Genomic DNA, 22,627 nt, shown 5'->3' with positions numbered 1-22,627 from the left:
TTCGTCATGCTTTTATTTACACGCCCTCTTCCTAAACTAGCAACGAGTGCAAAAGCATTTAGCGATGCTGGGATAAATGCGGTGGGCGTAGCTACTTGCGACATTATTGATGTTAAGTCTGAGTATTACGCCATTACCACATTTATGGCAGACAACCCTGTCGATATTATTATTGTTACCAGCGTTTACGCTGTCGCGGCAGCAGAGAACGCAGTAAAGTCTCTACTAAAAGAGCATGGCTCTTCTACTGCTTCTCAACATGCTCAGAATACACAAAGAAACCTACCGCTTATTATCGCAGTAGGTGACGCCACGAAGAAAAAGCTTACTAGCGCACTTTCGCAGATAAAACACCTCACCATACTTACCCCAGAAAAGCATACTTCCGAGGGTATATTGGCTATGCCTCAACTTAATGAGGCAAATGACAAACAAGTGGTTATTATTAAAGGCGAAGGCGGTAGACAGGCTATAGCTGATGGGCTAGATGCAAAGGGTGCGTTGTGCCAGAGCTTCTGCGTTTACAGAACAGAGCAACTTGCAGACCCAATTTACACAAAAGGCTGGAAAGTTGAGGATGTTCGCGGCATTATCGCTACAAGCGAAGCAATGGCAGCACAACTATTACGAAGCCAAGGCAATCATATTTTGTCGTTACCTTGGTTAACGGTTAGCGAGCGAGTTGCAGCATCGCTAGAAGAAATTGGAGTGTCTAAGGTGTGTGTTTGTCACCGTGCCACTGACCAAGCGCTCATTGCTTGGGTAAAGGATAACTGGGAGTATTGAATGGCCGATAATAAAGCAAATGGCTCACAAGATGAAAGCGCCTCGAAAAGTAAGAGTACTTCACTAAAAAAAGATAGCTCACAAGATAACGGCGTGTCTGGTGCTGACGTGAAAAACAGCGCAGACCAACCCACTCATGCCAGTGCATCTAAACGCACAGCCAAAGGTGACAATAACAAAGCGAAAAAATCATCATCTGGCAATGGTCTTTTATGGTTTGTTGTTTTCATTCTCTTTGTGTTGGTTATCGGTCTTGGTGGCGCTGGATATTGGTACTATACCCAACAACAGGCAACGAGTAGCCAGGTGACCTCAGCACAACAGCAAAACTCAGCTCAGGTGCAAGCATTGGTAGCTGCACGAGATGAGGTGAACACTGCACTCAACCGCATAGCTCAAGATAACCAAACACTTAAAGACACCATTTCTAGCCTGCAAAAAGAAAATGAAAAACTGTCGCTGCAAGCGGAGTCTACCCTAGAGCAATTAAATCAAATGGAAGGACGTCATCCAGCAGACTGGCTAATTGCAGAAGCAGATTATCTAGTGCGCATGGCCGGCAGAAAATTATGGTTAGAAAATGATGTTCGCACAGCCATTTTATTGTTAGTGAATGCTGACAAACGCTTAAAGTCTCTTGCTGACCCCTCTGTTCTGCCGGTAAGAGCCAGCCTAGCAGAAGATATTCAAACTCTACAACAGCTAAACCCAGTGTCGCAAAGTTCAGTTGCCCTTGCGTTAACCGGTATGGTAGCGCAAATAGATAAGCTACCTTTAGATACCTTTGAAAAGCCAGAAGACACATCAGCGCAAGACAATGCGCTCTCTGAATCTACCGACGACTGGAAAGACAACCTTGCTAAAGTTTGGCATTCGTTGGTGGATGACTTTTTAACGGTAAAATCTATTGAAGGCCCTATTGAACCGGTTCTGTCGTTAGAAGCTCAGTTTCTAATTAAAGAGCAGCTTCGCCTGCAGCTTATGCACGCTCAGTCTGCCGCCCTCACTGGCGATGCTGGACTTTACAAGCAGTCGTTACAATATTCGCAAACACTTCTTATCGAAAAGTTTGATATAGAGAAAAGTCAGGTAAGCGGCTTTGTCAACGCTGTTCAAAACTTATTAGAAACTGATATTTCTCGCCCAATTCCCACAGAGCTTGTGTCGCAGCAGCCGCTAGAGCGATTGTTAGACAGCCGCGTTAAACAAGTCTTTGGTCAAGGAGCAAGCGCACTATGAAATGGTTAGCTATTGCCCTAGCGGTATTAGCCGCATTTGTTGTCGCGCTTATTGTTGGCCCAATGATATTGGGAGACAAAGGCTATGTGTTAATTTCTTTAGGTGAAACCGCGGTTGAAATGACCGTTATCAGTTTTTGTATTTTGGTATTAGGTGCGCTGATAGCCTGGTATGTACTATCTCGTTTAGTGCTTTGGTCGCTTAGTTTGGTTACTGGATCGCACCGCTGGTTTGGAACGCTGGGAGAGCGCAAACGCAGACGCGCATTTTACGACGGCCTACATGCAATGGCAGCAGGCGATACCGAAATTGCTCAAAAGTCGCTCGCTAAAACCACCAATGGCGATTTTGAGGGGGTTAACTATTTGGCTTCGGCACAAATAGCCCACACCAACGGTGAATTAAGTAAAGCGCGTTATTTTTTAGAGCAAGCGTCAGATTTTTCCAACGCTGCTCTTCCCGCCACTATCATGCAGGCACGTATTGATGTGAGTGAAGACAAACACAATGACGCGCTGGAAAGACTAAACGCTCTTGGTGAAAAAGAGCAAGAAAACAAACAAGTGATTCGTTTGAAAGCGCAAATACTTGCAAAACTTGGCAAGTGGCAAGACCTTCAAAACAACCTTTCAAGCTGGCGCAAGGCACTTCCAAAAGACGATTACAAAACATGGTCGCAACGCATTGCAAAAGGCAAGTTTGCTGAAATAGCCAGTAAACAAGGTGCGGTTGAGCTAAAAAATTATTGGGAAAATCTCCCACGTAAAATGCGTCACGACGATACTTATCAAGCAGCTTATGTTCAGCAATTGCTCGACCAAGGTATGCACGCTGATGCACAGAAGCTACTAGTAGACTGGCAAAAGCGCGGTCCAAATAGCCTTTTATTCCCACTGTTTTCCCATCTCAATATTCCTGATGCGTCACCTGCACTGCGTTTATTAGAAAGCTGGATAAAACAAGACGAAGAAAACATTCAGCTCTACTCTACCTTAGGGCAAGTGGCATTTAATTCTGGCGACGATGTATTAGCTGAGAAAGCGCTGTTGAAAGCCACTAAGATGGCTTCACGCAAAGAAGACTTACTCCTTCTTTCAGCCATTAGTGAACGTAAACAAGATACTGCAACAGCACTTCAGTTTTATAAAGAAGGACAACAAATCGCTGGATAAAAACCATAACTTTTTCTAATGCATTTTTAGAGAAAAATTGTTTTGCTTTCACCAAGAAGGCTCCGTACAATCCGCACAAAATTTAGCCAGATAAATTGATGTTTAGCTGGCTTTTTCTTATCTTAAGTTTATGTATAAAGCAGCCACAACCTGCTACAGCTCACTAAGGAACCCTGTTGGATACGATTGAATTTATTCAAATTCGAAAGTTCATTGTTAAACTTGGCAAAATGCTGCACAAGTACGGTACGCCTGCATTTAGATTAGAAGCCTACCTTACGGAAATCGCCACGTACCTTGGTGTGCATGCGTCGTTTATTTCTACGCCCACGTCATTAACTATTGTTATTTGGAGCGATCGTCACGAAGACGAATATAATCATGCTGCTCGCCTTATGCCTGGTGAGTTAGATATGAATGCCCTTTCGCTCACCGACGAACTTGCCAGTTCACTGCTTAACGGCGAACTGTCATTAAGCGAAGCGAATACCCGGTTAGACGAAATAGATGCCATGGGCAGTCCGTATGGCAAAATTCCTACCGGTATTGCATTTGGCATGGCGACCGGTGCGTTTGCTATGCTAATGGGTGCAAGCTGGTCTGAAATTGGTTGGTCGAGCGCGCTTGGGTTATTAGCGTTTGTATGGACACTGTGGGCCGAGCGCTCAAAACGCGTTAACCTTATGCTTGAACCCATGACCGCATTTATTGCAGGTTTGCTAGCCTGCGCGGTTGGCAGCTACGTAGATCCGGGCATTAATATTCCCTTGGTGGTGCTATCGTCTGTTATTGTTTTTGTGCCGGGGTTAGCGCTTACTATGGGTTTAGCCGAGTTATCTTCTCGCAACATGGTGTCTGGCACTGCGCGCACTATGGACGCCATTATGCAGTTATTTAAGCTGTATTTTGGGGCATTTTTAGGTGTTACCGCAGGCTTTAATCTGTTTGGTGAGAATATTTATACACCCGCTCAGTCTCTGCCTTATTGGGCAACTTGGCTATCGGTTTTACTGCTTTGTATTGCTCTAGTCGCCATTTTTAGAACGCGAGTTAAGCACATTCCATGGGCGTTAGCTGCGGCCTTCATTGCCTATAGCGCTACAGCGTACAGCGCTGACTTTATGAGCCCGGGACTAGGTGCGTTTGTGGGCGCATTTGCGCTAGGTATTTTCGCAAATGGTTTTACTCGCATTGCTAATCAGCCCGCCACCATTGTTGCTATGCACGGGTTAATTGTGCTGGTACCGGGCTCTAAAACCTATATTGGACTCAACTCGTTTATGACGGGAAAAGACTTTGTGCAGGCAGATCATTTAGGCCAAGAAGTCTTTCTCATTTTTATGTCGTTAGTGGCAGGGCTTATATTTGCCAACGTAGTTATGCCCACGAAAAAGGCGCTGTAAAGCGCCTTTTAGCTGGCTATCGTTTAAAGCCACACAAGAACTAGTGTTTATCTCCCATTTATTTCAACAGCGCAATTAATGCTCTGCCTAACCTTGCATTTAATGCCCCTGCCGCAATAGCCTCGGCGGAATTTTCCATAAACTTAGCCGATAAACTACCACCAATTTGATTCGCCACTTCGTCGGTAGCTAAGTCGAAAATGCCCTGCGCAGCAATGTTTTGTGCCAATACTTTAAGCAGCTTCCAATTTCCCGCCGTACTTGGGCGTAAGCCATATACTCGCGCCATACGGCGAATAGTACGAAAGCTAATCCAGATAACAGCGAAGGTTTGAATTAAGTTATTAGGGCTTATAAAAGCTAAGCTACCGGCGGTAACCGATTCTTTGTTTAGCACCTTATGAGCTTTGGCTTGTATCGGCGTTAGCACAGTATCTTCATACAAACCCAACAACTCAGTGGCATTCATATCATCCTGCACCGACTGCTTGTAGCGAGCAAAGCACTGTTGGGCATAAGAGCCTTTCGAAAACCGCTGGCAGTGGGCGTTAAGCACTTTCTGAACATGGTTTTTACTGATGTTGCTTTGCGCCATAGCATCGTTTTTTTCGGTAAATAATGTACGAATAGCAGAAGCGTCTTTCATGGCAGTATTGACTTGCTTATAGCCTCGCCACTCTCGAAAGCTTAAATAGCTAAAGCTACTTACAAAGCCAATCAGTAATGCGCCCAAAACTCCCGTGCCCACAGGGTGCTCACTCACATTAGCGACCAAGGTGGTGTAAGCGTCGAAGGTAAAAAAGCCAAGCACACTCAACACACCAAAAATAAGCGTAGTGCCGCCTAGCGAGATGCCGCTATCTGTTGAGTCTACTACCCAACTGTCTTTTTCAACCTGGGCGGGAAGTTTAGTCTCTGGCGGCTCTATATCAAGGGTATTGGTAGTAACCTTCGAGCGATACGGTGCTTTGTAGCCACTATGTTCACTGGCTGTCTCTGGTGCTTGCTCAGACACCTTGTTGTCATTATCTGACATACTGTCTGAAGGGCTATCTGACTGACTTGTGTAAAACGGCCCGTCTTTGCGCTCGTTCATTGTTGATCTCCTTTGCCCAGCAAGAACTGTAGCAACCTGTCTACACCTTTGCCGGCCAATATTCTTGCTTTAAAGTCTGATGGTACTCGTGCATTGGGAACAGGAAAGTGCGCCCCCTCTTCCATCTCTTTTAATGTGCTTGGAACAGGTTCAAACACAGATTCAACATAGGCCCCGTCGCGGTTTTTGTAGCGAATAGCCTGCGGCGTGCTGCCCTCATCTGTAACCTGCATGGCCGATACCAGAAAGTGCTCAAATTCTATGGGCTTATCGGTAAAGCGCGCTCTTGCGCCCTCTGTAATTTGGGTAAGTAAGCTTAATAAGTTTTCACGCTGATTTACCGGAATAAGATCGGCCTTGGTAGCCACAAACGCCACTTTGCCAATTTGCTGTTTCTTTAACACATTGCGCGAAAACCAACTGCTTTGGCCATACACAAAGGTATCGGCCAAATGGCTTAACGTTTCTTTTAACTGATACAAATGCTGACGGCTATGATTAAGCCCTTCAAACAAATCGACCAAAATGATTTGTTTATCTGTTTCTTTAAAAATTGACTGCTTAAGCGGCTTTAGCCACTTCTTCTGAAACGTACCAAAGTGTTCTTCGAATGCTTTATACCAAGGGTGAGATACGTCGCTGGTAATGCTAGAAGGCAATGGCGTAAAGCCAAAGTGCTGCCAATCAAAATCGCTGGCGTCGAGTAAAAAACTGCCCGGTTGTAACAGCGATATACCATGGCGCTTGGCTTCTATCAGATATTCTCGGTAGGCCATAACTAACTGTTGAATACGCTCTGTTGTGGGCGGTTGCTCAAAATCAAAGGCATTAACCACCTGCTTCCAGTTTTTGGCAAAATGCTGTTGAGGCCCTCCGCTTAACTGAGCCCATGAGGAATCAGACCACTGCGCATACGTTTTGCTCAACATGGGAATGTCGGTTATCCACTCACCAGGATAATCGATAAACTCAAAAACCACATCGGTATGAGGCAGCAAGTGCTTTTTAATAGAGGCCGTTTGCTTTAACCGTACTATGAGCTTAAACCCAAAGGCTTGCTCGGTTGCTGCTGGCCATTTCCCCTGTTCAAGGGCGGCAATATTTTCTTCTTGGGGAAAAGGCGTGTAGCCATCAATGGGCTCAACGCGTATGTCTAACACCTGTGATGGCGGCAAGTAACGCAGTAGTGGTAAGCAGGCATAACCTTCCTCACTTCTGCTTTTAAGCATAGTGACCAAGCTGGTAAATAGCATCGACTTTCCGCTGCGACTTAGCCCAGTAATGGTAAACCTGTGAGTTTCCTTGCTGAAAACGTCGGCTAGAGTGTTACCTGTAAGCGACGCTGCTGTCATTGTTTTCTCTAACAGTGCAGCCATTTTATTTTGCGCCACTTTTTTTTGCGCCACTTTTTTTTGCGCCACTTTTTTCTGCATAATGGTGATTTGCTTCTCGTTATTGGCCAAGCGATAAGTAAATACAGCCATAACAGCGTTACACAAGCTGCGTAGACTCTATTTACTATAGTGGTTCTTCTTGCGATAAAAGCAAGGCTGGTGCCACAGTTTCAAGCCGTGCAAAAATGTAACAGGCGGTAAACAGAGTTAGTGCTCTTCAGTCAGCCCAAATAGCTTTTTCTTGATGCGATTTTTACTTGAATGCCAGTGATTCTTGGGCTTTTTCGGCGCGTTGTCGATAACGAGCTCAAAGTCGATTTCGGCTTTTGCGGTAGGCGGAACGTGGGCACAAAAAAAGGTTTCTATTGAAGATTGGGCCAACGTCTTCAGGCTCTCCCTGTATTGATTGGGGTGGCAAAGCGGATATGGCGGTACAAGCTTTCCCTTCACCTTCACCAACACATCGGCAATATAAGCTTGCTTGCTAGGAACATGCACTACAGACAGGTCATGATCGGTATGGCCTGGCGTGTAAAGTACTTGCCACTGTTTGAACACCGGCAAACGCTGTTTGTCTTTTAAAATAATATCGGGCGCTAACACTGGGTTATACCAAATAGGCGCTCTTTCTTTACCTATTCTGTCTGCTACCCACCAGGTTAATAGCAAGTCGATAACATGCGCTGTGCGCCCACCTAATCCGGTATACCATGCGGCTGCTTTAGGATGTGCTGCCACCTGCGCGCCGGTTCGAGCGCGAAGTCGCATTGCCCCACCGGCATGGTCGGGGTGCATATGAGTAACCACAATTAACTTGAGATCGCTTAGCGGCCTGCCCAACGTGCTAGTGATATACAGGCACACCTTATCAACATCGGCGCGGCTACAACCGTCTAGCAAAAGCAGCCCCTCGCTGTCTTCTGCGAGATAAATATGTTGTATATAACCTGGCAACGTATGAATTTTCATAAACTCACCTAAATAAGCACGTATTGCATGCTAGCAAAAATTATCTGGTTAGACCAGATTCGGCGAACAGCTGTAACATAAGTGCTTTTAACCACATTAAACCGGGCTCACCTTCGTGTTGACTGTGCCAATACAGATGAGTTTCCAAGGCGGGTAGCCCATAAGGAAGCGGTGCAGAAATTAGATTATCGCCGGAGATGGCATCGGCGACAGAGCCAGGTAAAGTAAGTATTGCGTTAGTGCAGGCGACTACGTCGGCAGCGGCACGGTAGTTTTGGCAGCGCCAAAGTGAAGGCCTATTTACGCCAAGTTGTTGCAAAGCAATCTCTTCAACCGACGCTCCCTTCGTTCGGTTAGATACAGTGATATGCCTGGCCTCTAAATAGGCTTTTTTATCTACATTATTCACCAACGGATTATTGCGGTTCATAAGAACCCTATAATTATCGCGGCGAAGTAAACTATGAGAAATAGGTTTGGGTACTGCTCGTCCGATATCAATGGCTAGATGCAAATTGCGATTATTTAAGTCTGCCTGCATAGAGTCTCGCTGTAAGCGTGTACTTACTATCTCAATGTTTGGTGCTTTTTCTTCTAGTGTTGCCAGCAAAGTAGGAAGCACTCCAAGTTCCAGTGATTCTTGCATAGCAATTACAAACCTTTGGTGACTGAGCGCAGGGTCGAAATGATTAAACTGCCCAAGCGCACTTCGTATTTGCGTAAGTGCATGCAAAACATCTGGAGCAAGTCGCTCACAAGCCGCTGTTGGTAGCATGTGCTGCTTGTCTCTTACAAAAAGCGGGTCGCCCAGTATTTCTCTGAACCGGCGCATAGCATGGCTTACTGCAGAGGGCGTAATGTGCAACGTTTCCGCAACTCTCGACATATTGCGCTGCTGCCACAGGGCTTCGAATACTTTTAATAAATTCAGGTCGAGCTTTTCAAATTGTCTACTATCGATCATCGTTTTCTTCCTCACCGTGCCCCGCTTGAACGTGCTACAAAAAGTGCATGGCGTATATCCAGTTAAATAACTAGGCTTCATGAACTAGTTAAGCACGCTGTGAACAGCATTCATAGTACAGTGGGATTATATTTCATTTCATTCAACGCTCTTATTTTACTAAGCTGTGTGACTAGAAGATGCATTAATCGTGTTGTTGAGCCGATTCAGTAAGGCAAGCGATCATTTAGCAAGTTATTAGCAAACTAGTAGCAAAATATGCTTGCCGCCATATACGCAGACTAAAACCGAATACAATTTCACTATCGAGGGTAGCTATGGACTTTTCACATAACGACAAAACTAACGCAATGCTGGAAAAGCTAGATGCGTTTATTGCTGAGCATATCGAGCCTATCGAAAACGAGGTTTACGATTTTCATCATAAAGAAAATAACCATAGCGACTGGAAGAGCTGGAAGCTTCACCCAAAAACTGAAGAGCTGAAGAAAAAAGCGCGTGACGCGGGTTTAGCCAACTTGTTTTTACCCGATGGCGAATTAGGTAAAGGGCTTACCACGCTCGAATATGCGCCTATGGCTGAGCGTATGGGTAAGTTTTTATTTGCGCCTGAGATCTTTAATTGCAATGCACCAGATACCGGCAATATGGAAGTGCTTTATCACTTTGGTAACGACGAACAAAAAGCAAAATGGTTAACGCCGTTATTAGCTGGTGAAATACGCTCAGTATTTGGAATGACTGAACCAGATGTAGCGTCGTCCGATGCTACAAATATGGCGGCAACCATTATTGAAGATGGCGACGATGTTGTTATCAATGGTAAGAAATGGTGGTCTACCGGATTAGGCCATCCTAATGCAGCGTTTACTATTTTTATGGGGCTGTCGAATCCAGATAACGATAAGCACAGCCGCCACAGCATGGTGATAGTGCCACTTGATACACCAGGAATTACAATTAAACGCATGCTAGATGCCTATGGCGACTTTGATGCCCCATACGGCCACGGCGAAATGCATTTCGACAACGTGCGGGTAAGCAAAGCCAACGTAATTGCCGGTTTAGGTAAAGGGTTTGCAATAGCGCAGGGCCGATTAGGGCCGGGCAGAATTCATCACTGCATGCGCGCAATCGGCATGACAGAAAAATCGTTAGAATTGGCGCTTAAGCGAGGCCATGAACGTGTGGCTTTTGGTAAGCCTATTATTCGCTTAGGTGGTAATTTAGAGCGAGTTGCCGATGCACGTATGGCAATTGAACAAGCCAGACTGCTAACCCTTCACGCTGCCTGGAAAATCGATAACCTTGGTGTAAAACACGCCATGACAGAAATTTCAGCCATTAAAGTGGTAGTGCCTAATATGTTGCAAGATGTAGTAGACATGGCACTGCAATTACATGGTGGAGCCGGTATGTGCAGCGACTTCCCACTAGCGCGCTTTGCTGCAGGGGCGCGTGCCTTGCGCTTAGCCGACGGACCGGATGAAGTGCACAAAGGTATGGTATCTAGACTAGAGCTTAAGAAATACCAGTAAGCTAGGGTTAAATTACCTCGTATTTCAGCGCTTTATGCCAAACACAAAAATGCCGCTTTAGCTTATACTCTATTAAAAGAGCACAAACAAAGCGGCATTTCTTTATGTTGTTACTTTTAGCTTTTCACTTACCTAAAGCTTTAAAGGCTTAGTAAGTATAGCGTGCCTGCACGTAGTACATGCCGCCGTTAAAGCCAAACGGGCTTGCTTCTGAATATAGCTGACCTAGGCTACCCGCACTTGGGTTTTCTTCAGGGTAAGTGTCGAACAAGTTGTTCGCACCCACTACTAAGTCAAGATATTCGTTGTAGCTATACACCACTTCAACATCAATCAATACTTCCGCATCGATATCGTCTACACCGTTACCCGTGTCGTCCCAACCACCGAAGTAGTTAGCTCTTACTAGGGTTCTAAAGTCGCCTTGAGTGTGTGTCCAAGAAATATTACCGCGCAAGTTAGGCAGCAAATCTTCTATGGCAGCAACACGTCCTTCGCCAATTGGGTTAAGTGTACCTACATCATCAACTTCAGTTTCATTGTAGTTAGCCGCAAGTGTTAAGCGAGAGCTACCGCCCCATGCATCAAAACTGTAGTTACCTACAACATCGATACCGCGAGTTGTGGTATCAAAGCTGTTAGAGAAGAATCTGAACTGCGATAAATCATCTAGGCCAATAAAGTTTTGACGGTCTATAATGCCCGCTGAATCAAGCTCAGTTAATGCTTCAGATACCGAGCCATAGTTAGCACCGCCACCTGCAAAGTTAAGTGCATCCAGGAAGTCTACGTTAGCACCTAGTGCTACGCGGTTTTCAAGTTCGATATTGTAGAAATCGACAGTCCAGCTCATATCTGCGATATCAGCAGAGAAACCAATTGAGAAGTTTTTCGCTTCCTCTGGGCCTAAGTCTGGACGACCGTTACCTTGGCTTTCGATGAAATCGGCAGCTAACTGACCGGCTGCTGATGACAGTGGCAATGTACCCTGATCAATAAGCACGCCGTTTACGTTTTGCGTAGTTACGTTAGTGATATTTGCCTGGCCAGCTGTTGGTGCGTGGAAGCCAGTTGAATAAGCACTACGAATACGGAAATCGTCAGTTACGTGAAAGATACCCGCTAATTTAAAATCGGTAGTATCACCAAATTCACTAAAGTCCTCACGACGAACCGCCGCTTGTAACGTAAGAGACTCAGTAACATCAGCTTCTAAATCCACATAGAACGCAGTACTGTCTTGCGAGGCACTGGTGTCGCTTGGGAAACCACCGAAGCCGTTAGAGCTTGATGAAAACCCTTGGCTTGCCAATGGACCTAACGCAAATGACGCTGCATCACCGGCGAACAAATCAAACTCTTCTTCTCGGTATTCGGCACCAAATGCTACGTTTAAATCTGATTCAAAGCCAACATCAACACCGTACACAAAGTTAAGGTTAAACAAGGTTTCTGTTTGTTCCTGACCACCCGGTTTAAAGTCGCGAGGCGTATCTGGTCCAAGTGACGCATTAATGGTGTTGTTGATAAAGAAGTCGGTTCTGTTAGAGCCGCGCTGTGCGCTCACATCATAGTAAAGGCCGTTACCTATTTCTAAGTCGCCGCGTAAACCTACAGTGAAAGCCATATCCTCATTGTCACCACCAAAGCGAGGAACAAAGCCCGTTGGAATGGTTTCAATGAACGAGAAACAGTTATCGTCTGCTTGAACCTGTGCAAGGAAATCTGGGTCTGGAAAGACATTACCGTTTCCGCCAATAGGAATACCGGCAATACAGCTTCCGCCGACACCAACACCGTCTAAATCACCAACTAGCACAGAGTGAACACCGTTCGGGTCTTCAAGACCAGTGAGTGGATCAACCAATGGACCGGCATACACACCACCGCGCTGGCTGCCTTCTGTAACCGGGTTACGATAGAAGAAGCCGCCAGTTACTGTACGCTGACCGTAGTTACCGAAAAGATATAATTCAGCGGCATCACTAAACTCGTAACCTGAGTTGATAAATACTTTTACGTCGTCTTCAACGTCTGGCTGTCCCCAGTACTGAGGAACTTCGTTGGTGTAAGCGTTAATGGTAGAGAAGTCTGATTGAGCAAGATAGCCCGCATCAACCATACCGGCCACATCGTCACGAACCACAGAGCGAATAGTGCCTTCAACATCGCGCACTTCAGCCGTTACGTTTACAAAACCGCTGGTGCCGAGGGAGAAACCTGCGTTGGCAGAAATGGTGTAATTGTCGCCATCGCCTTCATAGGTAGAACCGTAGTTTGCACGCAATTCGAAACCTTCGTCGTTATCGCGCAACAAGAAGTTAAGTACACCGGCAATGGCATCAGAACCATACTGAGACGATGCACCATCGCGCAATACTTCAACCTGTTTAAGGGCAAGTGAAGGTATCGCTGAAATGTCTACACCTTGTGCACCATCAGAAATACCACCACCTAAGAATGAGATAATAGAGCCACGGTGTCTACGCTTACCGTTAACCAACACAAGCACGTTATCTGGTGATAAACCACGCATGTTCGCCGGACGAACAATGGTTGCCGCATCACTAATAGGCTGTGTGTTTACATCGAAAGACGGTACGTTAGTTCGAAGCATATCTTGAACGTCAGAAGACGAGTTTTGACGGAATTCATCACCGCTAATCACATCAACAGGTACTGGAGAATCTGCCGCAGAGCGGTTGGTCATTCGCGTACCAGTGACAATAATATTTTCAAAACTTTCTTTTTCTTCTTCCGTTTCCTGCGCTAATGCGGGGAAAGAAAGTGCGGCAAATAATGGTAATGAGCCAGCAAGCAGCGCTGATGTAATACGATTAAGTTTGCGACCCTTTGGGAAGTTACTTTTGTTCAATGTGTGTCTCCTTCAAGACGTGGTGTTTGTATAAATATTACTCTTATTATGTTTGGTGATGTGTAATACAACGCGGTGACGTGTCATCTCAACCTGCGTGCAAATTATGCTACAACAACATAGGTTATTAGTACAAACATTTCGTTAATTTGATTCACATGAAAGACTTGTAGCTTTTATATATTAAAAATATATAATTTTAGGATGAATATTTTTATATAAAGATTAACCAAGGGGATACAACTGATTAAAAAACACCCGTTAAAATTAACAATAAAATTACATTTTTAAACGATTCAAACTTTACGTATTTCTCCTATTTTCATCCGGTCTTTACCCTGCCTTTTGCGTCACAAATTAAATGACAACCCTGTATAAATGAAAACATTCAGTAACATATAAGCCATTGAAACTTAGAGACATAGCTTTTTGAAAAGCGTACATTCCAGCCGCTGTGTACTTTTGGTTTCCCAACCATCAACACGTTATAAAAAAGGAATGAATATATGAAAAAACTAATTCTTGCTGCTGCATTAAGTGCTATTTCTGCAGGCTCTTTCGCTGCAGCTCCTGCATGGGATTTCGTGCAAGGCAGCTACGTAATGACCGACTTTGATGATTCTGATTTTGAATACGAGCCAGATGGCTTTGCTATTTCTGCATCGAAGCTTGTTACCGACAGCGTTTTTGTTACCGGTGACTACTCTCAACAAAACGACGATATTTTTGGTTTAGAAGTAGATTTAGACATGCTGACATTGGGCTTAGGCTATCGCTATGCCCTCTCTAACCAAACAGAATTGTTCGGTATTGTTAGCTATGAAGATATTGAAGTATCTGGTGCGGGTGAATCTGACAGTGAAGATGGTTACGGCTTGACTGCAGGTGCACGCTCTATGGTAATGAACAATGTAGAGCTGCGCGGTGCGGTGAAATATATAGACAGCGATAGCGGCAGCGACACGTCAATTATTATTGGAGCTGATTACTTCTTTTCTCCTGCTTTCGCTGTGGGTGTAGGTTATGAAGCATCTGACGACTTAAGTACATTTGCACTAAACGCACGTTATAATTTCTAAATTGTAATAGCGCCATTATGGCGTAACGTTTTGCAATGTTGTTGTTTCAAGCGCTAACGATAAAGCTGGGTAGGTAGTTCCATACCCGGCTTTTTTATTTCATTTTTTTGCTTATTTGCTTTTTGAAAAAAGTTTTTACAATCCACGAACCCATTTGACTTTTGATACGTCTTTACTTCATTAATTTGGTGTGGAGTGTGTATGCTAGTTCAAATTTTGAGGATGGTACTTGGCGTTCCTGAGGGAACCATAAAGTCGAGGTTACATCGGGCAAGAACCACGCTCAAAGCAGTTATTGAAAAAAATGAGAGGGAATAAGCGATGAAAAATGAAATTGATGAAAAGATAAAACGTGAATTGCAAAAGCAATCCGAAGAACTCGATGAGCTTATAGACGGAGGGCTTAAAAGTTACCTCAAGCTTGGTTTCGAATCTAGATTCGTCGGAATAATGAAAATTGGCTACCTACTGGCCATTCTATTTACCTTTTTGCTTGTTTGGTGTGGATATGAGTTTTTTAATGCGTCGAGCGATAATCAGGTTTTTTGGGGAGTGTGCTTTATTTTGAGCGTTAATATTCAAATTGCAGTGAAGTTATGGATCTTTATGCAGACTAATCAAAATATTCTGTCAAAAGAACTGCGTTTAATGCAGCTACGTCAGAATTCGAATGGTTAGCGTTTAAATACCCGTAATCGCAAAATCTATCGCGTCGATAAGTATAGCTATTGATTCCACAAGCGTTCCAACTGCGACTTTAAGAGTGTCTATTGGAACGGTTGTTATTTGCTGTGAGAGAAAAACATAGCCGACACCGTCAAGATCAATTTCAGGAGTTAGTGTAATTCTCTAAACTCGCCTAGAGAATTAAACTCGAAACATGAGTGCTAGTGCATTACTGTATATGATATCTAAATTACAGTGTGGCGCTTATGCATTTTACTCCAACCAACATTGAAGATTTACCCACTCCCTGCTGCTTGATAGACAAAGCCAAAATGCAGCGGAATATCGCTCGGTTATCCGCGCATATTGGTAATTTGCAATGCACGCTACGCCCTCACGTTAAAACCCATAAGTCGATTGAGGTAACTAAGGCCATCATTGATGCTGGCAACGTTAAAGGCATTACGGTTTCAACATTAAAAGAGGCAGACTATTTTTTTAAACACGGCATGAACGATATTTTGTATGCGGTGGGTATTACACCAAACAAAATAGCTCACGTAGCGCAGCTTATTCAGCAAGGCTGTGACCTAACCATAGTCATTGATAACGAAGATATGCTGTCGCTCGTGCTTGATAAAATGGCGGAGCACAACTGCGTGTTCAAAGTCATTATTGAGCTAGACACCGACGGGCATCGCTCTGGGGTAAACCCTCACTCACATGCGCTTCTCTCTATTGCCAAACACATCAAAAATAGTGCTCATGCAAAGTTTGAGGGGGTTATGACCCACGCGGGTGAGTCTTATGCCTGCTTTACTGAAAAAGCAAAGCAAGACATGGCGGCGCAAGAGCGTGACCTTACCTTACACGCAGTAAAGCGTTTATTTGAGGTGGGAATACATTGCAATACAGTTTCTATTGGCTCTACCCCTACCGCATTTGCGGTTGACCAACTAGACGGAATAACCGAGGTACGCGCAGGCGTATACGTTTTTTTCGACTTGGTTATGGCGGGATTAGGTGTATGCGACATAGACGATATTGCTATGTCGGTATTAGGCACGGTAATAGGCCATCAAAAAGATAAAGGCTGGGTAATCACCGATGCAGGTTGGATGGCCATGTCGAGAGATAGAGGTACTGCCGACCACCCGCAAGATTATGGCTACGGGTTAGTCTCTCCTTCAGGCAGCCACGAGGCGCGCTATATTATGAGCGACGCCAATCAAGAGCACGGTATTATTACTGAGGTTTCAAATGCAAGCCCAGAAAGCCATTCAGAAAAGCATATAGACAGTTCCTTAAATAGCTCTGCAGAGAACAACGACAGTATTTTCACTCAATTTCCAGCAGCAAAAGCCATAGAAATCTTGCCTAATCATGCATGCGCCACCGCGGCGCAATACGACCATTATTATGTTGTAGAAAATGGGGTTGTCATAGATAAGTGGCTGTCGATCGGGGGATGGTGAAGAAGTTGCTTGCCACAAAAGTGGCAAGCGGTTTTTTTGCTTTGGTTTTAATCTCGCAGTGTTAAGGCCTTAACCATTCAAACCTTAAACCTTTTGCTGTTCGATTTTTAAAGCCTTTCCAGTGCGTATGCTCTGGTTTTTCTTCGCCACTTTCATCTTTAGCCCAAACGCCTTCATTTGAATAAGGCACCAAATCTAAATATCTATTCATTGCATCGTTGTTTTTTAAATACTTTCCTAACCATGCAGTTGCGAAGTGCTGGGCAATGTTATTCATTCGTGTATTGGCCCAAACTGGGTCGGTGTAATGTTCACTCACATTAATGCCTAGCTCAGTATTAAAGTAAAAACTTTCCTCGGGCGCCGGCATCGGTGCTCCTGCACCGTGATTGGCGTTTTCATAAGTGAGAAGTGCGCGCTCAGTATTTTGCGCCTTACCCCATAAGGCCCTCACACCATTCTCATAGCCCGATACATCATCGACAGAACCCGCAACAAACAACATAGGAATATCAATTTCCCCTAACCCCTTTTCATTCCACAAACGATAATTCATTCCCCAAGGCGCAAACGCTATCACTGTTTTAATGCGTGGGTCTGGCCTGCTCGATTGTGAAGCTGCCCCACTTTGATACATGCTCAAAAGACCCGATGGTACCAACATATCTGACGTTACTGCTTGTTCAGTTATGCCTGCTCCACTCATGATAACAGCACCATATCCGCCCATAGAGTAACCAATGATGGCGCTATTGTTTATATCCACCATTCCATGCAAAAAGAAGCTGGGCGTTGCGTTCATTTTTTCCATTTCATCTAGAACAAATCCTTGATCTAAAGGGCGATTAACCAGCGTTGACTGAAAGCTTGCGAGAGTACGGTAGGTAGAGTCAGTATGGTCAATAGCAGCAACTATGTACCCTTTAGATGCCAAATTTTCTCCCAAATGCGCCATTAAATAGCGGTTACCTGGGTAACCGTGAGAAATCACAATGAAAGGAAAAGCCTCACTATCCTTTAGCGGTTTCGCATCGCGCATTGCCTTTCCGCTAATCTCAATTTCTGTTGTTCCATCTCGCAAATAAGTGGTTTGTATCTTACCACCGTTAGCATCGTCAGCTGCTGGGTACCAAAGCTCCACTGAGAGCGGTCTGTCGTATCTTGGGATCACGGGGGAATCTGGGTCGGTGGTATCAATATTGACCACATCAATTTGGTTTGGATTAACAAGCTCAAGTGTACGCACACCCACCTTATGTTTTCCATAAGCAGCTAATTTTGGGGCATCGGGTCGCTGTGTATCAATTCTGTTTTGGCCGTTCACACTTGTGCTTATTACCAGCGTCATGGACAAGAAAGTAAGTAATGTGACAAAGCTAGATGGGTACAAATTTTTCATTGAATGCACTCTTTTTAAAAGCATTAGTAGTTGGTTTGCTATTGATAGTACGTAAAAAGTAATACTCTTTAGCTATCAGTAAAAACAAAAAAGCCAGCGGTAATAAATCACCGCTGGCTTATACTTATTGCCAATTCTAGTATCTTAGGCGCGCTTGAATACCAAAGTATCTGTCTGCATCGCGAGGTATCTGATATCGGAAGTTGTCACCGCTATACGTAGTGACAAAGCTCTCATCAGTGAGGTTTTTACCAATTAAAGATATACGAACGTCATCATCGTTAAACGAGAACGCTAGGCTCGCGTTTACAATTCCATAATCTGGCAACAATGCTTCAGGGTTTGTCTCGGCAGTTGTACCTGGACCACCCGCAAATATTTCGTCGGTATAAACGTAAGATGCGTTTAAGTAAACGTCCATATCGTTAAGCTCCCAAACGTATTCACCGCTTAGAGAATATTTTAAATCTGGTGAGAATGGTAAGTCGGCACCTGATCTGCCATCGCATGTATCTAAACCTACAGGGCATCTAAACTCATCAACGGTAGCATCTACGGTAGCCATTCCACCGAACAAGCTAAATTGATCGCTCACTTGCCAAATAAAGTCAACTTCCGCGCCTTCCGTAATAATAGACCCTGCATTGGTTAAACGAGTAATGAAGACACCGTCTAACAATTCTGGGTTATTAGCCTGGAAACCGTCAATTTCTGTGCGGAATACTGCCGCATTAAAAACGAAGTCACGGCTAGCGTATTTATATCCTAATTCATAGGCATCAGAGGTTTCAGGGCCAATGGGGAGCGTATCGTTTGGCGACATATTGTAAAACACGTTAAACGCAGGACCTTTGTAACCTTGCGAGAAGGTAAAATACGCCATGCTGTTATCGTTAATGTCGTACTGCACGCCAAGCTTACCAGACAAGTCGGTTTCGTCGGTTTCACCATCAAAGTCTGTGTCAAAACCACGAACGCCCACACCGGTCCTTGCATACTCATCGTTACTGCGGCGATTGTGAGAAAAGCTCACTTCGTCTTTCGTGTAACGAAGACCAAATAATAAGCGCAAATCGTCGTTAATGTGGTATTTACCGTCAGCAAATACAGCGTAGTTTAGAAACTCAGTTTCCATAAAGGCTGTGGCGCTTACAATATCATTTGCCAAACAACTTAAAGACTCATCTTCAATGAACTGATTTACTTGTTCTTCACTGGGGTTTTCTACGCCTAACGTGCCGCTTAAATAAGCACTAATTGCTGCAGGGAATTGCCCGTTATTGTTCTGGCAACTTGCGTCTCGCGTAAAGCTACGGTTTGATTTTTGTTGCCACCAGAACACACCACCTTGATACTCAAGTGCGTTCCCAAGTGGAGAGGCAATACGGAATTCCTGCGACACTTGGTTCCAGTCTTGTGGACCTATATCGTGCAATTGAAATGGCACTCCAAATACAGGGAACGGGTCATCCCCAGCGGTAGAGGTAAAATCACCCTCACGGAATTCAGTGTTTGCCCAGTCGCGATATGCGGTAATAGAGGTAAACTGATGGTCGCCTATCATCGTGTCAAACTGCATTGAGAAAGCAGTATGCTCGTCGATGGTGCGTGTTTCAAAATCGTGATCTACTTGTCGTTGGCTTAAATCTAAGTCTCCTACACCAGTGCTATCAGGCGATGCCTCAGACTGATGTCGACCACTTGGCGTTAACTCTAAATCTGCACAGCAGTCATCATTTGACTTCATATTTTCAAATATGAAAAGCATTTCGGTATCATCAGAAATACGATAATCGAGCATAGCTCGCACGCCTTCTCTGTCGTAACCGTTAACCATTTCATTGTTGAAAACGTTTTCAATGTAGCCGTCAAAGCCAGATTTCATAACAGTAATACTGCCGCTGGCGTCTTCATTCAAGGCACCATGCATACTGCCTCGTAATCGATATTCATTACCTTGGAATAACGTAGCTTCTAGCATTCCACCAAACTCATCCCGTGGACGTTTGGTTGTAATGTTAACTACACCGGCCGATGCATTTTTACCGAACAGGGTACCTTGAGGGCCACGCAAAACCTCAATTCTTTCAAGGTCGTAAAGATCCATAAATGCCTGGCCAGAACGACCAAGAACAACACCATCTACCACGGTTGATACACTTGGTTCTGCAGCAACACTAAAAGATATAGTACCAACACCACGAACGGTGATTGCCGAGTTACGCGTTGTATTTCCTTTTCGAAAGCTTACAGAAGGCACTAATGCCTGAAGGCCCTCAATATTATTAGCGAAGGCCGCATTAATTTGGTCTTCGCGCAATACTGAAACGGCAACAGGAATATCGCTAATACTCTCCACACGCTTTTGTGACGTTACTACAATTTTTTCGAGTGACTTTTCGTCAACAGCGTCTTCAACCTGTTCATTGTCTTGCGCATAGCCGTGTGCACTGAAGAGTAATCCTGATGTCATTGCAAGCGTTACCGCTCGACTAACAATCGACCTTCTTGTTTTCATGTTGTTCTCCAAGGAATTCGCCTTTTATGCTTCTCGCCATTCACTATTTACGTTGAACTTATCCAACTTCGAAACATTGAAAGGCGTGTTAACTGCAGGGCCGAAGCATGTGTTTTATTTTTTGATAATTGGCTACATTGCCATTTCATTTTAATTATTGTCTTATAGAAGAAATCTTATGTCTGATGTCTTATATAAGAGATATAAAGTTAAACAATTGTAAATACATTTGCAAACGGTATGTTAATTTTTTTGATGTGTTTTTGAGTATGGCGAGGATAAGCAGAGACAATATATGTGTCTCTGCGTATTAATTACGTGCCCACTGCCAAGCGCTTAAGACTTTGCACATACTTTGCTCGCCACCATTTCAAACTAATTCCAATGGCAATAAAGCATGTTGCCCATAGTGAAATTAAAATAGGGATAAACGATTGACTTAAACCGCCCACAAAGCCTATTGGTGAGAACATTAAATATAGCGTTGCTATAAGGCTTAAGAGCACAATGGCGCATGGAATAGCGTAGCGCCATGGCGTCATATTCACTTCTGCTTTTAATGTAAACTGCCATGGGGTGCTTCTTGGATACATGTGCCCAATGGTCAGCATAATTGCCAGTTCAATCACAAATAAAATGGCGTAAATATGAATGAAGTTAATATCTACCTCCCACACAAATTTTAGCAACCCGTATGCAATAACATGGAAAATAATAGCCACCTTTGCTGCTAATGCAGGGACATGCCTTGTAAATAGCCCCACTAATACAATTGTGATAACCGGTATATTATAAAAGCCGGTAAATATACGAATTATTTGCCACAACCCGTCAGGGGCTAGCATAAGTAACGGCGCGGTAATAAAAGACAGCAACGCAATAACCAAGCTGGTAATTTTCGCAACGCGAATTATCTTTTCATCGCTCACATTGTCTTTCTTAAAGGGCTTATACACGTCTAAACAAAACAATGTAGCTGCGCTGTTAAGCAGTGAATTAAAAGAACTAAACACGGCACCAAGAAGCACGGCTAAAAAGAAGCCAGACAGATATTGTGGTAGAACATCTTTCACTAAATGCGGATAGGCGAGATCGATAGTTTGCAGGCTTTCATCTTGATATAGGTGATATGCAATTACACCCGGAAGCATCATCATAAAGGGCACTAGTACTTTGAAATATCCTGAAAAAAGCACGCCTTTTTGACCTTCTACTAAATTTTTAGCCCCAAGCGTACGCTGGATAACATACTGGTTGGTGCCCCAATAGAAGAGGTTAGCTAATATCATTCCGGTAAAAATGGTGCCGAAGGGTACGGGATCGTCGGGCCCACCTATTGCATTCAGCTTTTCAGTTTCCGTAGTAGCAATAGTAGTTAAACCGGCGCTAAAGCTGCCATCTCCTAAAGCTATAAGCCCAAGTATTGGCACCAGTAACCCAACGATAAGTAGGCCAACACCATTAATCGTGTCTGACACCGCCACCGCTTTTAAACCACCAAAAATTGCGTAAAGCGCACCTACAGTACCTACAACGACAATCGTTAATACGAGACTTGCTTCGTAGCTCAAATTTAACAGGCCCGGAACATCGAACAACCGCAATACAGCAATAGAGCCGGAATAAAGTACCGAAGGAATTGTGACCAAGGAGTATCCCACCATGAATAGCACCACAGTCATTCGGCGTACACTGTCGTCAAATCGATCTCTTAAAAACTCTGGTAAAGTGGAAAATGCTCCTACTAAGTAGCGGGGTAAAAATACCAGGGCCATGATAATAGTTGAAACACCCGCGGTAACTTCCCACGCCATAGCACTTAAGTTATAGCCAAAAGCAGAACCGTTTAGCCCAATCAGCTGTTCAGCAGACAAATTGGTTAAAATCATAGAGCCGGCAATAAAGGTTCCGGTTAGTCCTCGACCAGCGAGGAAGTAACCATCTTGAGTATTCACCTCGCCTTTTGTTTTCATATAAGAAATGACGGCCACTAAAAGCATAAACGCCATACATGACAACAATGTAAGGGTGATATCCATTATTACTCCTCGCCA

General features: G+C 44.2%; 17 protein-coding genes. 8 read left to right on the top strand and 9 right to left on the bottom strand.

Translation table 11 applies throughout. The annotated features are described in order from the left end of the window. Window positions 1–6: 6 nt before the first annotated feature. The 4 genes from CW735_RS00715 to CW735_RS00700 all read left to right on the top strand — a co-directional run bounded on the left by CW735_RS00715 (window position 7) and on the right by CW735_RS00700 (window position 4,600). A complete protein-coding gene (locus tag CW735_RS00715) occupies window positions 7–786 on the top strand; it encodes a uroporphyrinogen-III synthase (RefSeq protein WP_071978242.1) in 780 nt (259 codons plus the stop codon). Next, window positions 787–2,025, top strand: a complete 1,239-nt coding sequence (locus tag CW735_RS00710; protein ID WP_100970702.1) for a uroporphyrinogen-III C-methyltransferase — start codon at window positions 787–789, stop codon at window positions 2,023–2,025. Next, window positions 2,022–3,197: a heme biosynthesis HemY N-terminal domain-containing protein gene (locus CW735_RS00705; RefSeq protein WP_071978240.1), complete on the top strand. Its 1,176-nt coding sequence runs from the start codon at window positions 2,022–2,024 to the stop codon at window positions 3,195–3,197. The genes CW735_RS00710 and CW735_RS00705 overlap by 4 nt, the downstream gene beginning before the upstream one ends. 176 nt (window positions 3,198–3,373) lie before the next feature. Further along, window positions 3,374–4,600 carry a threonine/serine ThrE exporter family protein gene (locus tag CW735_RS00700; RefSeq protein WP_071978239.1) on the top strand — a complete coding sequence of 409 codons (1,227 nt, stop codon included), beginning with the start codon at window positions 3,374–3,376 and terminating at the stop codon, window positions 4,598–4,600. A gap of 58 nt (window positions 4,601–4,658) precedes the next feature. On the opposite strand, the gene CW735_RS00695 is transcribed toward CW735_RS00700, so the two are convergent. The 4 genes from CW735_RS00695 to CW735_RS00680 form a co-directional block, all read right to left on the bottom strand. Beyond that, window positions 4,659–5,696, bottom strand: coding sequence for a YcjF family protein (locus CW735_RS00695; protein WP_071978238.1), 1,038 nt, complete (start codon window positions 5,694–5,696; stop codon window positions 4,659–4,661). Further along, entirely contained in the window at window positions 5,693–7,072 is a 1,380-nt protein-coding gene (locus CW735_RS00690) for a YcjX family protein (RefSeq protein ID WP_071981083.1), read from the bottom strand. Before CW735_RS00690 ends, CW735_RS00695 begins: the two co-directional genes overlap by 4 nt. A 225-nt stretch (window positions 7,073–7,297) precedes the next feature. Next, window positions 7,298–8,059, bottom strand: a complete 762-nt coding sequence (locus CW735_RS00685) for an MBL fold metallo-hydrolase (RefSeq protein WP_071978237.1) — start codon at window positions 8,057–8,059, stop codon at window positions 7,298–7,300. Between the two features lie 40 nt (window positions 8,060–8,099). Next, window positions 8,100–9,023 (bottom strand): LysR family transcriptional regulator, encoded by a 924-nt coding sequence (locus CW735_RS00680; protein WP_071978236.1) that lies wholly within the window; start codon window positions 9,021–9,023, stop codon window positions 8,100–8,102. A gap of 317 nt (window positions 9,024–9,340) precedes the next feature. Here CW735_RS00680 and CW735_RS00675 point away from each other — a divergent pair, with 317 nt between their 5' ends. Further along, the gene (locus CW735_RS00675) at window positions 9,341–10,561 is read left to right on the top strand and encodes an acyl-CoA dehydrogenase family protein (protein ID WP_071978235.1); all 1,221 of its coding nucleotides are present in this window, start codon (window positions 9,341–9,343) and stop codon (window positions 10,559–10,561) included. Window positions 10,562–10,709: 148 nt separating this feature from the next. Here the strand turns inward: CW735_RS00675 and CW735_RS00670 are convergent, their stop codons facing one another. Beyond that, complete coding sequence (locus CW735_RS00670; RefSeq protein WP_232368338.1) at window positions 10,710–13,436, bottom strand: TonB-dependent receptor plug domain-containing protein; 2,727 nt, start codon at window positions 13,434–13,436, stop codon at window positions 10,710–10,712. A gap of 506 nt (window positions 13,437–13,942) precedes the next feature. Between CW735_RS00670 and CW735_RS00665 the strand changes: the two genes are divergently transcribed. Together CW735_RS00665 and CW735_RS00660 are read left to right on the top strand one after the other, a co-directional pair. Further along, on the top strand, window positions 13,943–14,515 hold the full coding sequence (locus CW735_RS00665; RefSeq protein WP_100970701.1) for an outer membrane beta-barrel protein: 573 nt from the start codon (window positions 13,943–13,945) through the stop codon (window positions 14,513–14,515). 321 nt (window positions 14,516–14,836) lie between these two features. After that, on the top strand, window positions 14,837–15,193 hold the full coding sequence (locus CW735_RS00660) for a DUF6768 family protein (protein ID WP_071978232.1): 357 nt from the start codon (window positions 14,837–14,839) through the stop codon (window positions 15,191–15,193). A gap of 3 nt (window positions 15,194–15,196) precedes the next feature. Here CW735_RS00660 and CW735_RS20070 read toward each other — a convergent pair whose 3' ends face one another. Beyond that, complete coding sequence (locus tag CW735_RS20070; RefSeq protein WP_442857501.1) at window positions 15,197–15,301, bottom strand: hypothetical protein; 105 nt, start codon at window positions 15,299–15,301, stop codon at window positions 15,197–15,199. Window positions 15,302–15,447: 146 nt separating this feature from the next. On the opposite strand from CW735_RS20070, the gene CW735_RS00655 reads away from it, so the two are divergent. Further along, window positions 15,448–16,656 (top strand): alanine racemase, encoded by a 1,209-nt coding sequence (locus tag CW735_RS00655; RefSeq protein WP_100970700.1) that lies wholly within the window; start codon window positions 15,448–15,450, stop codon window positions 16,654–16,656. Window positions 16,657–16,717: 61 nt separating this feature from the next. Here CW735_RS00655 and CW735_RS00650 read toward each other — a convergent pair whose 3' ends face one another. From CW735_RS00650 to CW735_RS00640, 3 genes are all read right to left on the bottom strand, one after another. Continuing rightward, window positions 16,718–18,055, bottom strand: a complete 1,338-nt coding sequence (locus tag CW735_RS00650; protein WP_232368337.1) for an alpha/beta hydrolase family protein — start codon at window positions 18,053–18,055, stop codon at window positions 16,718–16,720. 136 nt (window positions 18,056–18,191) lie between these two features. Beyond that, complete coding sequence (locus CW735_RS00645; RefSeq protein ID WP_100970698.1) at window positions 18,192–20,573, bottom strand: TonB-dependent receptor; 2,382 nt, start codon at window positions 20,571–20,573, stop codon at window positions 18,192–18,194. A gap of 314 nt (window positions 20,574–20,887) precedes the next feature. Further along, window positions 20,888–22,612 (bottom strand): solute:sodium symporter family transporter, encoded by a 1,725-nt coding sequence (locus tag CW735_RS00640; protein WP_071978229.1) that lies wholly within the window; start codon window positions 22,610–22,612, stop codon window positions 20,888–20,890. Window positions 22,613–22,627 lie beyond the last annotated feature (15 nt).

The organism is Alteromonas sp. MB-3u-76 (assembly GCF_002831605.1).
In the GTDB taxonomy this organism is placed as follows: Bacteria; Pseudomonadota; Gammaproteobacteria; order Enterobacterales; family Alteromonadaceae; genus Alteromonas; species Alteromonas hispanica.
This window is presented reverse-complemented; position numbering and strand designations above follow the sequence as displayed.

What these genes read in the sequence shown, in the direction of transcription:
- CW735_RS00715 (WP_071978242.1), top strand. Translation starts at nt 7, where the DNA reads ATGCTTTTATTTACACGCCCTCTTCCTAAACTAGCAACGAGTGCAAAA.
- CW735_RS00710 (WP_100970702.1), top strand. Translation starts at nt 787, where the DNA reads ATGGCCGATAATAAAGCAAATGGCTCACAAGATGAAAGCGCCTCGAAA.
- CW735_RS00705 (WP_071978240.1), top strand. Translation starts at nt 2,022, where the DNA reads ATGAAATGGTTAGCTATTGCCCTAGCGGTATTAGCCGCATTTGTTGTC.
- CW735_RS00695 (WP_071978238.1), bottom strand. Translation starts at nt 5,696, where the DNA reads ATGAACGAGCGCAAAGACGGGCCGTTTTACACAAGTCAGTCAGATAGC.
- CW735_RS00690 (WP_071981083.1), bottom strand. Translation starts at nt 7,072, where the DNA reads ATGGCTGCACTGTTAGAGAAAACAATGACAGCAGCGTCGCTTACAGGT.
- CW735_RS00685 (WP_071978237.1), bottom strand. Translation starts at nt 8,059, where the DNA reads ATGAAAATTCATACGTTGCCAGGTTATATACAACATATTTATCTCGCA.
- CW735_RS00680 (WP_071978236.1), bottom strand. Translation starts at nt 9,023, where the DNA reads ATGATCGATAGTAGACAATTTGAAAAGCTCGACCTGAATTTATTAAAA.
- CW735_RS00675 (WP_071978235.1), top strand. Translation starts at nt 9,341, where the DNA reads ATGGACTTTTCACATAACGACAAAACTAACGCAATGCTGGAAAAGCTA.
- CW735_RS00665 (WP_100970701.1), top strand. Translation starts at nt 13,943, where the DNA reads ATGAAAAAACTAATTCTTGCTGCTGCATTAAGTGCTATTTCTGCAGGC.
- CW735_RS00660 (WP_071978232.1), top strand. Translation starts at nt 14,837, where the DNA reads ATGAAAAATGAAATTGATGAAAAGATAAAACGTGAATTGCAAAAGCAA.
- CW735_RS00655 (WP_100970700.1), top strand. Translation starts at nt 15,448, where the DNA reads ATGCATTTTACTCCAACCAACATTGAAGATTTACCCACTCCCTGCTGC.
- CW735_RS00650 (WP_232368337.1), bottom strand. Translation starts at nt 18,055, where the DNA reads ATGAAAAATTTGTACCCATCTAGCTTTGTCACATTACTTACTTTCTTG.
- CW735_RS00645 (WP_100970698.1), bottom strand. Translation starts at nt 20,573, where the DNA reads ATGAAAACAAGAAGGTCGATTGTTAGTCGAGCGGTAACGCTTGCAATG.
- CW735_RS00640 (WP_071978229.1), bottom strand. Translation starts at nt 22,612, where the DNA reads ATGGATATCACCCTTACATTGTTGTCATGTATGGCGTTTATGCTTTTA.